16 protein-coding genes are annotated in these 14,567 nt (G+C 38.1%); 2 read left to right on the top strand and 14 right to left on the bottom strand.

Annotation, left to right across the window (positions count from 1 at the left end; translation table 11 throughout):
• From EPI11_RS14500 to EPI11_RS14440, 13 genes are read right to left on the bottom strand one after another with little or no spacing between them, the layout of a single operon-like run.
• Complete coding sequence (locus EPI11_RS14500) at positions 1 to 996, bottom strand: BtrH N-terminal domain-containing protein (protein ID WP_128390812.1); 996 nt, start codon at positions 994 to 996, stop codon at positions 1 to 3.
• Between the two features lie 4 nt (positions 997 to 1,000).
• Complete coding sequence (locus EPI11_RS14495; protein ID WP_128390700.1) at positions 1,001 to 1,402, bottom strand: hypothetical protein; 402 nt, start codon at positions 1,400 to 1,402, stop codon at positions 1,001 to 1,003.
• Positions 1,399 to 1,848 carry an ABC transporter permease gene (locus EPI11_RS14490; protein WP_128390699.1) on the bottom strand — a complete coding sequence of 150 codons (450 nt, stop codon included), beginning with the start codon at positions 1,846 to 1,848 and terminating at the stop codon, positions 1,399 to 1,401. Before EPI11_RS14490 ends, EPI11_RS14495 begins: the two co-directional genes overlap by 4 nt.
• Before the next feature lie 6 nt (positions 1,849 to 1,854).
• Complete coding sequence (locus tag EPI11_RS14485) at positions 1,855 to 2,280, bottom strand: hypothetical protein (RefSeq protein ID WP_128390698.1); 426 nt, start codon at positions 2,278 to 2,280, stop codon at positions 1,855 to 1,857.
• A gap of 1 nt (position 2,281) precedes the next feature.
• Complete coding sequence (locus EPI11_RS14480) at positions 2,282 to 3,415, bottom strand: beta-ketoacyl-ACP synthase III (protein WP_128390697.1); 1,134 nt, start codon at positions 3,413 to 3,415, stop codon at positions 2,282 to 2,284.
• A gap of 18 nt (positions 3,416 to 3,433) precedes the next feature.
• Complete coding sequence (locus tag EPI11_RS14475; RefSeq protein WP_128390696.1) at positions 3,434 to 4,345, bottom strand: dialkylrecorsinol condensing enzyme DarA; 912 nt, start codon at positions 4,343 to 4,345, stop codon at positions 3,434 to 3,436.
• Positions 4,346 to 4,363: 18 nt separating this feature from the next.
• A complete protein-coding gene (locus EPI11_RS14470) occupies positions 4,364 to 6,028 on the bottom strand; it encodes a phytoene desaturase family protein (RefSeq protein WP_128390695.1) in 1,665 nt (554 codons plus the stop codon).
• Positions 6,029 to 6,076: 48 nt separating this feature from the next.
• The gene (locus EPI11_RS14465; protein ID WP_128390694.1) at positions 6,077 to 6,961 is read right to left on the bottom strand and encodes an LpxL/LpxP family acyltransferase; all 885 of its coding nucleotides are present in this window, start codon (positions 6,959 to 6,961) and stop codon (positions 6,077 to 6,079) included.
• A 3-nt stretch (positions 6,962 to 6,964) separates the two neighbouring features.
• Positions 6,965 to 7,216 (bottom strand): acyl carrier protein, encoded by a 252-nt coding sequence (locus tag EPI11_RS14460; protein WP_128390693.1) that lies wholly within the window; start codon positions 7,214 to 7,216, stop codon positions 6,965 to 6,967.
• A gap of 2 nt (positions 7,217 to 7,218) precedes the next feature.
• Positions 7,219 to 8,436, bottom strand: coding sequence for a beta-ketoacyl-[acyl-carrier-protein] synthase family protein (locus EPI11_RS14455; RefSeq protein WP_128390692.1), 1,218 nt, complete (start codon positions 8,434 to 8,436; stop codon positions 7,219 to 7,221).
• Between the two features lie 25 nt (positions 8,437 to 8,461).
• On the bottom strand, positions 8,462 to 9,193 hold the full coding sequence (gene fabG / locus EPI11_RS14450; protein WP_128390691.1) for a 3-oxoacyl-ACP reductase FabG: 732 nt from the start codon (positions 9,191 to 9,193) through the stop codon (positions 8,462 to 8,464).
• Between the two features lie 15 nt (positions 9,194 to 9,208).
• Positions 9,209 to 10,309 carry a WG repeat-containing protein gene (locus EPI11_RS14445; protein ID WP_128390690.1) on the bottom strand — a complete coding sequence of 367 codons (1,101 nt, stop codon included), beginning with the start codon at positions 10,307 to 10,309 and terminating at the stop codon, positions 9,209 to 9,211.
• A 30-nt stretch (positions 10,310 to 10,339) separates the two neighbouring features.
• Positions 10,340 to 11,857: an HAL/PAL/TAL family ammonia-lyase gene (locus EPI11_RS14440; RefSeq protein ID WP_128390689.1), complete on the bottom strand. Its 1,518-nt coding sequence runs from the start codon at positions 11,855 to 11,857 to the stop codon at positions 10,340 to 10,342.
• A 130-nt stretch (positions 11,858 to 11,987) separates the two neighbouring features.
• Here EPI11_RS14440 and EPI11_RS14435 point away from each other — a divergent pair, with 130 nt between their 5' ends.
• Positions 11,988 to 13,229, top strand: a complete 1,242-nt coding sequence (locus EPI11_RS14435) for an NAD(P)/FAD-dependent oxidoreductase (RefSeq protein WP_128390688.1) — start codon at positions 11,988 to 11,990, stop codon at positions 13,227 to 13,229.
• A 27-nt stretch (positions 13,230 to 13,256) separates the two neighbouring features.
• On the opposite strand, the gene EPI11_RS14430 is transcribed toward EPI11_RS14435, so the two are convergent.
• Entirely contained in the window at positions 13,257 to 13,862 is a 606-nt protein-coding gene (locus EPI11_RS14430) for a hypothetical protein (protein ID WP_128390687.1), read from the bottom strand.
• A gap of 163 nt (positions 13,863 to 14,025) precedes the next feature.
• Here EPI11_RS14430 and EPI11_RS14425 point away from each other — a divergent pair, with 163 nt between their 5' ends.
• On the top strand, positions 14,026 to 14,556 hold the full coding sequence (locus EPI11_RS14425) for a tetratricopeptide repeat protein (protein WP_206619130.1): 531 nt from the start codon (positions 14,026 to 14,028) through the stop codon (positions 14,554 to 14,556).
• Positions 14,557 to 14,567: the final 11 nt, after the last annotated feature.

Here is a 14,567-nt window from a genome sequence, read left to right as displayed (position 1 = left end):
TTAAACGGCTTTTCTCAGTTTTTTAAAGAATTGTTCTTCCTTCTCAGCAATAGCAGTTAATTGATCAGCAAGTAAATTATAAACATCGGGTTTGGCGCTGCGTTTTTTATACACACGACCTGCCTCAACAGCAAAATCACGCCACATATCGCCTATCGCTGTCATCTCAAAAGACAGTTCTTTTAACTGATCGTTTTTAAGCACTACAGCCGCCTCCTGTAAAAAGGCAGCATATATAAATCTAAAACCGCCACCACCGGTACCTATCTCTTCCTGCATACGCACAATTTGCGCCAGGTAATGATTGGCTTTTCTAACACCCAGTTTTACAGGCCATTTTCTTATTTGCTTGGCGACATACTTTATACCTCGTACACCTACAATAGGCACAGGTGCCAGCATATCGCGGCAGGTAGCTTTAATTGCTTTTGTAATTGCTTTTGCAAAATCGATATCTTTAGGAATGTGTATTGGGTAATACATTTGTCCCTTTGGTGCAAAGGCTCCTTTTGCAAAACGTACTCTGTCCAGTTCTTCTATAGTAAGCGTGGTTGTGGTTTCCATAACCGGATCGCTAATAAGATAATCGGTTTCTGTTTTTCCATATACCACTAGGTTGTGTGCATTAAAATGGAAGCGGTAATCTTCAGGAAAATAGGTAAGGTTATACACCCCAACCTGAAGCCCTGATGGTATATTGTTCTTCAGGTTATCGTCCAGTGCTTTTCCAGCCGATTTAGGTCCTGAGAATTTTTGTCTTTTTACTTTAATGCCCAATCTTTTGGCAAGCCTGCCAAAGATAGCTCCCGGCAAAGGGCGGTAACTAAATGCCGGTGCATGGTTTACTTTAATAAACGGCAGGTACACAAAAAACAATCCTGAACCGATACCAAAAACCATGGGTTCGCTTATGTTCAGTCCGTTATGCTTAAGTAAGTTTGATGCTACACCATTCTCACAATGTGCCGATTGGTGGTGCTTAAAATCAGTCGTCATTATATCAGCCCTTAAAATTTTTAAACTCATCTATGGTAATCAAAAAAGCGGTGGCATACTTTTGTAATACCTTATCACTAAGCCCGGCAAAAACCTTTGGCTTAAAATGCCTTTTTATACGCCATTGCCACATGCCTACATATCCGGCAAGAATACCAATATCCATTTTACTCAGTTCCATAAAATAAACAACAGGACTTGCCACGCCGTTTATTACCTGCTGTCTTGCTTCTTCTGTACGCTCTTTAATATCTTCCAGTGCGTTGTTCAGCGCAATGGTCTTAGGTTCCCAGCCAGAGCTTAGTGCTGTGGTATAGTTCCCTTTTTCATCGGTAGCATAGCACAGTTCGCGCATGTTTAACGACTCAATATTACTTTTGTCCTGTGGTACTTCGCTCTCTTTCATCGTTCCTGAATAAATAAATTTATCTCTCCTTCTAAAAGCAATTCTCCGTTGCAGTAGCTTGTACAGCTCATCATGCAGGTAGTATAAACACCGGTATCAAACCTCGATCTAAGGTGCGCCGTGGTTGTAATTTCTCCACCCGTTTTAGGCAGTGAATGAATTTTTATTGTTTTAATCGAACTGATAAACCCTATAACATCTACATTGGGTTTGTCTTTCTCCTGATCATCTACAAAATAAGACCGTGCCACGATAGCCGAGCAGGTTTGTGCCGCATTCTCAATAAGACCCGCTTCACTTAGTACTCCGTTATCTATAAAAATATTATTTTCTTTTACAGCAAATATTGTCTCTACACTCTCATGGCCAATACTCATAATCAAATCGACCATGAGCATGGGCTTACGGTGCGGTAAATAATTATGTATCTCTATAACCTTCTCCATTAAGAACTATTTAGCCAATACCGTTTTCATTTGGCTTGAGGCTATTTGTATGTTGTTTCGTTTTGTAACAATATCTACAAGGGTTACACCCATAAATTCCTGAAGTACATTTACCTCTGTTACCAGTTCTTCTCCCGGCAACGGCAGTTCCAGTACCTCAACATTTTTTATTGAGCCAATGTACCCAGTAGGTGCAGGCTCATTTTTCAGGTAATACTGATAGCCTGTATACAAGGCAACCGACTGTGCCATATGCTCTACAATACCCGATTCATTAAACCTGTTATTCTCAACAAAAATATTATCCGCAGCTACTGTAAGTCCGGCAGTTATAGTGTTCTCTCCAAAAGAAAACAATTTGTCAACCATCACAAAAGGTGCTTTTTGCGGTATCAGGTTTTCTACAAGGCTTTTTTCCAGTATCGATTCCATATTAGCAAACGGTTAAATAAGCAATAGAATAAGTAAATCTTCCGCTCTCCGGAACGATAAGTAGTATCTTCTCGCCTTTTTTAAGTCGGCCTGAATTCATCAGTTCTTCTATCATCAAATAAATAGAAGCTGCTCCTACATTGCCTACTCTGCTAAGGTTTAAGAACCACTTTTCTGTTGGGATATCGATACCGCGTGCCAGTAGCGAATCATACAACCGTGAACCAAAAAAATTTGAAGAAACGTGTGGCAGCAGGTGATCTACGTCCCTGTAATCTACCCCATGTTTGTCCAGTGCTATTTTTGTACTGTCAGACCCAAGGTCGAGTACATATTTATCGAGCAGTTTTACATCCTGCTTTACAGAAAATATCGATTGTTTTAGCCATTCTTCTGCTGGATAATCCTGCCATGGCCGTAAAGATCCATCTTCCAGCTTATCGCCTCCGGCATACATACACGCTTCGTGCTCATGCGCATAAGAGAACGACTCCATCCATTCTATCTTTAAAGAAACGTCACCTCTTGGTTTGTTTTCCAAGAGGAAAGCTCCTGCCCCGTCTGACAGCATCCAGCGAAGAAATTCTTTTCTAAACGCTATAATAGGCTGTTCTTCCAGGTTTTTGAGGTTAATAACCTCATTATTGAACTTATCGGCAAGCATCCATGTAGATGATCGTTCTGATCCTGTACATACTGCGTTTTTAGAATTTCCCGATTTGATGCTCATGTATCCGTACTTAAGTGCATTCATCCCCGCACAGCAAACACCCGAAGACGAGTTAAGCTCTACCGACTGATTGTCCATAAGTCCATGTACCATTGAGGCATGCGATGGAAAAAGATTATCCGGCGATGATGTACCGCACGAAAGCACCTCCACATCTTTTTTAGTAAAATTGTTATCATACAGCTGTTCTACAGCTAAATGGGTAAGCTGTGCATTATTATGGGTAACGTTACCTTCTTTATCTATAGCATAATACCTTGAAGTAATACCATTATTGCGCAGTACAATTCTGCGCGCTTTAGATGCTGCATCATTAATCATACCCAGAACACCTTCCATTTCATCGTTAGAAACCGGTTCATTGGGCAAATATTTTCCCGCTCTTGTTATATAAACATCAAACATAATTGTTTCGCTGCTTTTTTATACGCTCTCAACGCCTTTATAATATTTTACTGTCTTTTTGTTTTTACCAATTTTAAAAGGATAAGTAAGAACGTGCAAGATATATACAATTGGTGATATAACCCAAATTGCCAACACCAAATAAATCACAAAAACCTTTAGAAGTTTCCTGCGTTTTTCATTCCTTTTTATGATAAAAGAAGACCATTTACTAAATACAAAGTTCCCTTTTTTATCTACAGCTACAAGGTACGGACTAACCTTTACCGCATCCTGAGCCAAAAGCCTTTCCTGCAAACCGTTAAAATCACCGTTGTGCAAAGTCTCTTTTATAGTCTCACCAAATTTCACCGATTCGTTTATATCTTTTTCAGATACTCCCGGTAATGGAAAGATCCCTAAATGTTTTGTTTTCTTTCCGCTAAACATCCATTCTACAATGGTAATAACGCTTATAAGGTTACCAGCTCTATCTACAAGGGCAATATTCCCTTTTAGTAATGCACCGTTTTCTTTTAGCAGGGCTTTTACTTTTTCCTGTGCTAAATACCACATATTCCTGCTGCCGCTTATCGTTACAACCGGAGTATTATTGAGTAGCATTTTTGCTTCAGGGCTTTTAAGGAATGAATTTATTGGAATAGATGGTGAAAGGAACCACACCTGATAATGGAACAATATGAGATCGTATTTTACATTTAATATTTCCTGCGACACCGGTTTTAATTTTGCCGGTATCTGCAAAAAGGATTCAGGGAAAGCATCAAAAAACAATTCTTTATTCCACGGAAAAGGAAACGGGTTTTCCATTTCTATTTGATGAAATACCACATTTACATTTGGGTCGTTTAACAATGGTGCCGAAATATTTTTTGCGATGTCCTTCAGCTGGCCCGATTGTGAAAAGTATATTACAAGAACGTTTTTCATTAGCAATGTATCCCTTTTTTATAACTCAATTTCTTTAAAATGCCTTACCTTATCTTCACGCTTTGCGTGTACCCAATCGGGCCACGAAGCAGGATCTTCGGCATCATATATTCTTATGCTTTGGTTTTTATCTTCCTGAAGCAAGTCTTCTCTTGTGCATCCCAAAATTTTTGCAGCAGCTTCTATACCTGAGTATGTTGCCCCTGCAACACCATGAGAAAGTGTACTTGCACCGCAAAGGTAAAGATTATTGATTTCAGATTTATTCTTGTAAGCAAACGGACCTACATACTTTAACGTTTTTTCGGTCCCATATACATTACCATTAGTGCTATTCACAAAAAACTGATTGGTCTTTGGTGTACCAAGTTCCACCTGTACAGTATTTTGCCTGACTCCTGGCAGCATCCGCTCCACAGTATTCATAAACTTAGCTATAACCTTTTCCTTAAAGATTTGATAATCTTCACAATGATAATCTTCTGCTCCTTTAAAATCCGGCAAATTGGCATAATCAACATAAGTTACAATTTCAAAACTATGGTATCTGCCATTATAACTCACCGGGTCTTTTAATGTAGTGCAGCTCATAAAAAGTGCCGGAAACTCATCACCTTCGGTTATATCATTATTTATTAAATCATCAAATTGTGCATCTACATCTTCACTTTTAAAGACCCAATTATTGCCCGAATCAATTCCGGCAGCAGTAACGTCCATATCTACAGTAAGAAAAAGAATTAGCGATGTAACAGAATATTTTGTTGCATCCAGCCGTTTTGCTAACTTCTTACTTAAATGCTCCCGCCCTAAAAGATTAAGGTAAGTAATCGATGGATCGGCATTCGATATTATTCGTTTCGCCTTTATTATTTCTCCGGTATCCAACTGCACCCCATGAGCGGTATTATTTTCTACCAATATTTTTTTTACATTCATCTTTACCTTCACTTCACCACCGTGGCGTTTAACAGCGTTGGTCATTGCCTTTACAATACCGCCTCCGCCGCCCATTGGGTAAAATCCACCATCAGAATAATGCCCCATAACAGAGCTGTGCACTATAAAACTAGCTTTTCCAGGAGGTAAACCATGATCGCCGCACTGTACATTAAGCACTGCCTGCACCATTGGGTCTTTTACATGCCTGTTAATGATTTTTTTAAGGCTAAAAAAAGCATTATGCACAAAATCTTTGGTTTTAAACGGTGCCGTTATAATTTGCCTAAAGCCTTTAATCTTCGGCATCATCTGCATCTGGCTGTTTACTTTTGTAATAAGGGAAAGGTAACTTTTTATTTGTTTTTCACTCTCCGGAAAACGCTTACTCAGGCTTTCAGCAAAATTATCTAACCCCGCGGGGATGTCAAATTTTTCATTGCCAATAATACAATGCTCAAAAGCATCTTTATTCATCCTGAAAAACACCATGTCGTTTGCCACACCAAGTCCTTTGTAGAGATCACTTGTTGCCTGGCCGTCATGTAATAACCCAACATAATGTACACCGGGGCTAAAACGCTGCCCGTTTAGCATAAAGCTATGGCACCATCCACCGGGCACATAATGCTGTTCAAGCACAAGTACTTTCTGACCTGCACGGGCAAGGCATATTGCTGCTGCCAAACCTCCCGCTCCGGATCCAATTATAATAGTATCTAACTCGGGCTGTATGCTATCCATGCACTAAAGATAAAAAATACGGTTATATCCCTACAACCCTTTGCGTTATTATTTCTTTTTAAATGCCTGCCAAAAATCAAAATAATTATACCACTGTAATGGGTATTTTCTCAGCATCGACTCAAGACTTGTTATATACGACTTGAGCAACGCCTGCTCATCCCTGTGTTTAACTTCTGCTTCCCGGGCATACAAATGATAATGCAGCTTTTTCTCTTTCATTACATACACAAAAACAACAGGCACCTTAAGGCGTGAAGCAATAAGGAAAGGTCCTGCCGGAAAATTTGCATCTTCTCCTAAAAAGGGCTGGGTAATGTGTTTAATACCTTCCAGATAACGATCTCCTGTAAGACAGATCAGTTCGTTATTGGCCAGGGCATTATTAATCTCATAGATATGAGAAAGGTCATCTTTTATAATTATAAACTTAACCGATGATTTAGATGAAATACTCTCAAGATATTCTTTAATCACCCTGTGCTCCATGTCGGAAGTTACAAGGTTGATCTGGAAGTTATCATCAAGATCGGCAAGGAAATATTCGGCAATTTCAAAATTACCAATATGTGCACTAATAAGCACACCACCAGTTTTATTGGCTAAAAGGGCCGATAATCGTTCTATACCGTCAAACTCATAAGTAAAGCGGTTTCGCATTCCTGCCGAAATTGCGGTTTTATCTATCAGAGTTTGCCCAAAGGTATAATAGCTCATAAAAACCATTTTTCGGGCTTTTGAGCGGGTATAACCCAAACGGTTATGAAAATAATAAAAGGTAACCTGATTGGTTTTCTTTAAAAAAAGAAAGTAATATGTCGCAACAAAATACAGTACAAAATAGGAGACTCTTACGCCAAAATTCCTGATACAAAATACAAATATTTTATACCCCAGGAGATTTCCCTTGGATTTACCGTCCCATTCGCTCATGGATTATTGTTTGGCTTCCACCTTATTTTCTATTAGGTCATAAAAATTTTGAAATGTAGCGATCCCAACGAAATCTGCTTCACCAAGTTTTATTCCAAAATTAGATTCTACTGTAACAACAAGATCTACATAGTCTAAACTATCCAGCCCTAATGTATCTTTTAAATTGGCCTCTGGCGCTATAGTCTCTCCATCTACCTCAAACTCATCGATTAAGAAATAATTAATCTTCTCTATAATCACTGCTTTGTCCATCTTTAATACTTTTTTACAATTAACGCCGAATTTGTTCCTCCAAATCCGAAAGAATTCGACAAAAATATGTTAATTTTCTTATTTATCGTAGTTTCCGCTACATTTAATTTGGCCGAGTCTTCATCGGGGTTTTCAAAGTTTATATTAGGTGCAATGAACGAATTTTGCATCATTAATATCGAATAAATTACCTCGCTTGCTCCAGCCATCCAGCACTCGTGTCCCGTCATTGATTTTGTAGAGCTCACATAAGGCCTGCTTCCAAATATTTCGTATATCGCTTTTGCTTCATTAGCATCTCCTACTGGTGTAGATGTAGCATGCGCATTAATATAATCAATCTCTTCCGGCTTAACCCCTGCCTGATCCAGTGCTTTCTGCATCGCCTTGGCCGGTCCTTCTACGTTTGGTGTAGAGATATGCCCTCCGTTAGAAGAAAACCCATACCCTATTACCTCTGCTAATATTGTAGCTCCTCTTTTTATTGCCGATTCGTAACTCTCTAAAATAAGCGTTGCGCCACCACCGCTTGGAACCAGTCCGTTACGGGATGCATCAAATGGTCGTGATGCTTTTGCCGGATCAGCCTCATCTGGAGAAAACACACCAAGACCGTCAAAACTACCCATGGCATATTTATTTATCTCCTGGGCACCTCCGCAGATGATCATATCCTGAAGCCCGCCTTTAATTAAATGATATCCTAAACCTAACGAATGTGAGCCACTGGCACATGCCGCGCTCACAGTAAGGTTAATACCTCTCAACCTGAATATGGTAGACAAGTTCATTGTAATGGTAGAGTTCATCGATTTAAAGATAGCTCCAGAACCGATAAGTGCTGTGTCTTTCTTCTCTCTTAGAATATCTGTAGCATCTATTATGGCTTTAGAAACACTATCGTTTCCATACATAATACCCACTTCGTTATTATCAAAATATTCATCATCTAGCCCTGCCTGTTTAAGCGCCTGTATAGTAGCCATGTAGGCATACTCAGTTTCTTCGCCTATACTTATACGCTGCCTTCTGTTAAGCAGGTCTTTTAAGTCTGGCTTTGGCACCATACCTGTTAAGCATGACCTAAACCCGAAATCTCTTCTCTCTTCATCGATCCTTATACCCGATTTACCATGGTACAACGATTCTTTCACCTCTTCAAGCGATGTGCCAATACAGGAATAAATCCCCATGCCGGTAATAACCACTCTTCTTTCCATTTTCGTGTTTTGGTTTATTTATGAATTAGGAGTAAATACCTCCGTTAATATTAATGACCTCACCTGTTATATAACTTGCTTTTCTGGAAGCAAGGAAACTCACAAGATCTGCTACCTCTTCGGCTTCACCAAAACGATTAGCAGGCACCATTTTAATTAATTCTTTTTCGTCAAGTTCACCGGTCATATCTGTCCTTATAAAACCGGGTGCTACTGCATTTACAGTAATGTTGCGTTTTGCAACTTCCTGTGCCAGTGCTTTTGTAGCAGCTACTACTGCTCCTTTTGCAGCAGAGTAATTGGTTTGCCCCGGGGTACCTTTAACACCCGAAAGTGAAACCATATTTATAATCCTTCCATATTTATTGCGAAGAAGCTTTTGTATAAAGAAGCTGGTTACATTATAAAAACCATTAAGGCTTGTATTTATTACTTTAGACCAGTCTTCATGTGTCATCCACATAAAAAGACCATCTTTAGTTATTCCTGCATTATTTACAATAACTTCTACTAATGCTTCCGGATTATTGTCCTGCCATTCACCAAGAACAGCCTTAACCTCATCGGCATTAGCAACATCAAATTTAAGCAGTTCTCCTGTGGCGCCGTTTGCAATTACTTTTTGTAATGTTTCTTCGGCAGCCTCACGATTGGACTGATAATTTATAAGTATATGGTAATCGCTTTCGGCAGCAAGTTTTTGGCAAATTGCACTGCCTATGCCTCTGGAACCACCTGTAACTAATGCACACTTCATATCTGTATTTCTTACTTAAAATAATTCTGCATTTTCAAACCACTGGTTACCCAATAGCTGACCTTTTGTATCTAAAAATCCCCATTTACCATTATTTTTTACTCTTGCAAGACCTTTAGAAAACCCTTTAAGATCGTCTTCTAAAAAGCTAAGCGCAGCTGTAATAGCATAATTAGTAGGGATAATCATTTTCCCTTTTGTATCTATAAAACCCCAGTCTTTTTCTTTTACCGGCGCAAGTCCGTCTTCACTAAATATCTCAGCATCATTATAAACCGGATCTATCACTATTGCACCTGATGTATTGATGTAACCCCATTTTTTACCTATATAAACAGGAGCAAGGTTTTTACAAAACGCACGGGCTTTATCAAATTTAGGCTCTATAGCCCATTCGCCTTTAAGGTTTATAAAACCTATTTTTTTATTTTTACGTGCATACGTAAGGTCCTGGACATGGAAGTCCCATATTTTATCTACACCCTCTATAGCTTTAAATTTGCCATTTATAACCAATCCAAAAGCATCTCCATTCTTAGCCCAGGTAACACCTTTAAAATAGTTCCCTATCTCGTCATAAACAGGCTCAACAATGACCTTACCTGTTTTATCTATAATACCCCAGCGGTCATTGTTCTTTACACGCGCATATTCACCCTGAAATGATTTAATCATATCAAATTTAGGTTCTAATACTATATTCCCTTTAGTATTTATAAGACCTACTTTATTTGCCTGACGGATAAAAGCTACGCCGCCTTCAAAATCAAAATATTTTTCTGTAGGAGGTGTTTTCACTTCTTCTCCTTTTTTATTGATGTAAAAATGTCTTTTATCTTTTTCTACTACACAAAGGCCACTGTTAAAATCGTTTATCCCGTCAAATGACGCAGGTATAACCCATTTGCCCTTTGCATCTATAAAGCCCCATTTGTTCTGATCTTTTACAGCTGCAAGTCCATCAGAAAAATTTTTAGCTTTATCATACATCGGTTTAATTGCAAACTGTCCTGTTCTATCAATATAGCCCAATTTACCATTCTGTTTTACAAGTGCCAGATCCTGAGCAAAAGACACCTGAACACAAAGAATTAAAAATAATAGAATTTTTTTCATGGTGTTACTAATTTTATAATTTGGTTTGGTTTACTTCATTAAATATTCCTTAACAGCCTGCACATATGGATACATAACCATATCTTCAGAGAAAACAGGAAGTATCGCTCTTATATCATCATATATTTTTCTAGTACCCGAAGATACTTCATTTTTATATTCCATAGCATCGATTGCCTGCACAATAGCCATAACCTCAATAGCCAATACTTCAAACGTGTTTTCTATAACCTTAGCTGTAAGCACGGCAGCATTTGTACCCATACTCACAATATCCTGATTATCGTTATTGTTTGGTATACTGTGTACATACATAGAATTAGAAAGCATCTGGTTTTCGGCAGTTGTAGAAACCGCTGTAAACTGAACGCCCTGAAGCCCAAAGTTAAAACCTAATTTACCAAGATTTGTAAACGGCGGCAGTAACTCATTAATTTTAGCATTCATTAAATAATTAAGCTGTCGCTCACCAAGCATAGAAAGCTTGGTAATTACCATGCGCAGCTTATCCATCTCTAACGAAATGTAGTCGCCATGAAAATTACCTCCGTGGTAGATCTGTTTATTCTTAACATCTACAATTGGATTATCGTTAGCGGAATTGATCTCGTTTTCCAGCACCAGTGCAGCACCATTAATAGTATCCAGTACCGGACCTAATATTTGAGGGACACAGCGCAGCGAATAGTATTCCTGTACTTTTTCTTTAAATATCGTCTCTGTATTTTCTCCTGTATAAAGGTGGTCTGCTCTTTTTCGAATAAGCTTGCTGTCTTTAACATGCTCTCTCATTCGTCGCGCTACTTCCTGCTGACCCTGATGCAGTTTAGTATTATTAAGCTCGGCAGACAAGTGATCATCATATACTTTAACAACTTCATTTATAGCAGCCGAAAATTTAAGTGACAGGTCTACAAGTTTTCTTGCGTTAACAAGGTTAACGATACCTATACCCGTCATTACCGATGTCCCGTTCATTAAAGCAAGACCTTCTCTTATTTCTACATTGATAGGGGTTAAGCCTTCAATGGCAAAAACCTCAGCTGTTTTTTTTCGTTCGCCTTTATAAAAAACTTCACCTTCACCTATAAGTACTAATGCCAAGTGAGCAAGCTGAACCAGGTCTCCACTGGCACCTACTCCGCCATGTTCAAAAATAAGCGGGGTGATATCTCTGTTAATAAGCTCTTTCATTAAATGAATAACCGAGTCATGAACACCCGAGTTCCCTAATGAAAGTGTATTTAGTCGTGCCAGTATTGCCGATTTTACAAAAACAGGCGATAATGGCCTGCCTGTTCCCGAAGAATGGCTTCTTATTAAATTATACTGTAATTGTATCCTGTCCTGATCTTCAATGCGATATTGTGCCATAGGGCCAAAACCGGTATTAACACCATATATAACTTTATTTGCCGAAAATTCTTTTAGGAAATCAAAACTCTCCTTTACCCTTTCCAGCACTTCTGCACTAACCTCTACCTTATTGTTTCCAAACACAATAGATTCAAATTCAGCAAGGCTTAAATATTGGTTTATACTGCTCATTAATTGTTTAATTATATTTGCGCTCTCTTAAAGAAGATTTTTTAAAGTTTGTAAAATTTTCCTCTATTTTTACAGCGTTACAAATGTAGAATTTTTTTAAGATAATTTTAAGAACAGGAAAAACTTATCAATGTTAACAGAAAATGTAGATGTGCTGGTTATTGGCGCCGGGCCTTCAGGCTGTGTTGCAGCCTCTTACCTTCATAATAATGGAGTAACGATAAAAGTAGTAGAACGCTCTAAATTTCCACGCTTTGTTATTGGCGAAAGCCTGATACCAAGGGTAATGGATCATTTTGATGAAGCCGGATTACTGGATGCTCTTAACGCAATGGATTTTGAGAAAAAATTTGGCGCACGTTTTATTAGAGGTGAAGAGGTTTGTGAATTTGATTTTAGCCAAAAATTTGGAGAAGGTTGGGACTGGACATGGCAGGTACCCCGTGCTGATTTTGATAATACCCTGGCACAGGAAGTACTAAAAAAAGGGGTTGACCTGGAATTTGAAACCGAAGTTCTTGATGTTGTTTTTAATGGAACCGACTCTATAACTACTGTAAAAGATAAAGAAGGAAACACAAGACAAATACACGCCAAGTTCATTATTGACTCCAGCGGTTATGGACGCGTATTACCGAGAATACTAAAATTGGATGCTCCCTCATCTATTCCTGAGAATTCTTCCATGTTTACCCATGTTAAAGATAGCAAAAGGCCACAGGGTGTAGAAGGAACTCAAATAACTTTTGACATTCTTGAGACAAAAGTTTGGTTGTGGGTAATTCCGTTTTCTAACGGTAACACCAGTATAGGTGTAGTAGGCCCTACAAGTTACATCAACGCTATTGGTGGCGAAAATAATACTGAAGCTTTAAAAAAGATAATAGACCAGTCTGATTTTTATCGCGATCGTTTTGAAGGCATTGACTTTTTATTCGAACCGCATAAAATTGAAAACTACTCCTGTTCTGTATCACAGCTATACGGGCCTGGCTTTACCCTTACCGGTAACAGCTCGGAGTTTTTAGATCCTGTATTCTCTTCCGGCGTATGCTTTGCTACAGAATCGGGGATGCTTTCGGCAAAATTATTTTTGAAAGAATTAAATGGCGAAAAGGTAGACTGGGAAACAGAATACTCTGACTATATGAGGCGTGGCGTAGATGTTTTTGCCACCTATGTAAAAGAATGGTATACAGGTAACCTGCAAACCTTATTTTTTCATAGACCTGAAAACCCGGATGTAAAAGAAAAAATATGTTCTGTACTGGCTGGATATGTATGGAATGAAGAAAACCCATTTGTCAAGAAACACGACAGGGTAATAAAAAGTATGGCATACATGCTGCAAAACGAAAAAAGCGCCGAATAGGCGCTTTTTTTATATACGAAAACAAAATTATTTTGTTTTTTTCACCATCATTTTAGCAATTGATTTTGCAGTTTTAGCAAAACCTTCTCCAATTCTTGATTCATTGCTAAAGTTGCTTCCCCACTGGTCACCAGGAGCTTTATCAGTCTCGATCTCCAGTAAAACGTTGCTTCTATTTGCGGTTTCAACAAAACGCAAAACAGTAGATACCTTTGCCGGCTGCTTCATTACTGCTGCATCCCATCCCGGGTAAAGCCAAACAACGTCTACAATAAGTGTATATTTTGCATCATTTAAACCTTCCTGTACCGTTACATTTTTCTCGTTACCATAATACTTGCTTAAAAGCTCAATAAATTTAGGATTCCATATCATTTGTGGTGATGCATCCCATCTCTTTTTCCAGGCATCACCGTTACCTTTACTTTTTTTATTAAGATCGGCTACTCTTTCAGAAACATACTCTGCATTTGTAAGGTTCTCCTTAAGGAGTTTTACATTGTCATAAGTAAATTCAACATTAAGTTCTTTCTGTCCGCTTAAAAATTTGAAATCCCCTTTTTTCACATCTATATCTTGAGCAAAACTCAAAGTAGAAGCAAACAATAAGGCTAAAAGTACAATTTTTTTCATATGATTTATCTGATTAAATTTACCCAAAAATACATATTTATTTTATTTTTAATTAATTGACTGGCTTTTATTTAAAAAATTAATATTTTCACAAATCAAAGAAATCATAATTATGAAAAACTCTTTACTGTACTGTTTATTTTTCTTGTTTTCATTGAATGCGATGGCACAATTAGACAAACAAGATAAAAATCTTTTAAAAAAATATAACAAAGCCATAACCGAATATAATAAAGCAAACGATTCTACAACGGCAGATTTTTATTATAAACGAGGTGGAATCCGTCACGATCATCTCGATTTTCAAGCTGCCGTAAACGATTATGATAAATCGCTTATTCTTGATCCTGAAAACTTTAAGATTTACTACAACCGAGGATTGGCTAAAATGGATTTACAGCTACTACATGGCGCCATTGCCGATTTCTCTAAATCTATTACCATAAACCCAGACAATCCTTACGCTTATAACAATAGGGCTATATGTAAGTACGACTTAAAAGACCATTTTGGTGCTACACAAGACTCCTCTATGGCAATAACATTAGATCCAAAAAACGCTGCTGCTTATAACAACAGAGGAATAAACTACATCAAGATGGGGCTTTTAGATGAAGGCTGCAAAGACCTTCATAAAGCCTATGAACTGGGAGACAAAAAAAGTATGAAAGCCATAAAAAAATTCTGTAAATAAAAAGGCTTCCG

This window comes from Flavobacterium cerinum (assembly GCF_004028155.1).
In the GTDB taxonomy this organism is placed as follows: domain Bacteria; phylum Bacteroidota; class Bacteroidia; order Flavobacteriales; family Flavobacteriaceae; genus Flavobacterium; species Flavobacterium cerinum.
The sequence above is the reverse complement of the archived record's forward strand: the minus strand, read 5'-3'. Positions and strand labels throughout refer to the sequence as shown.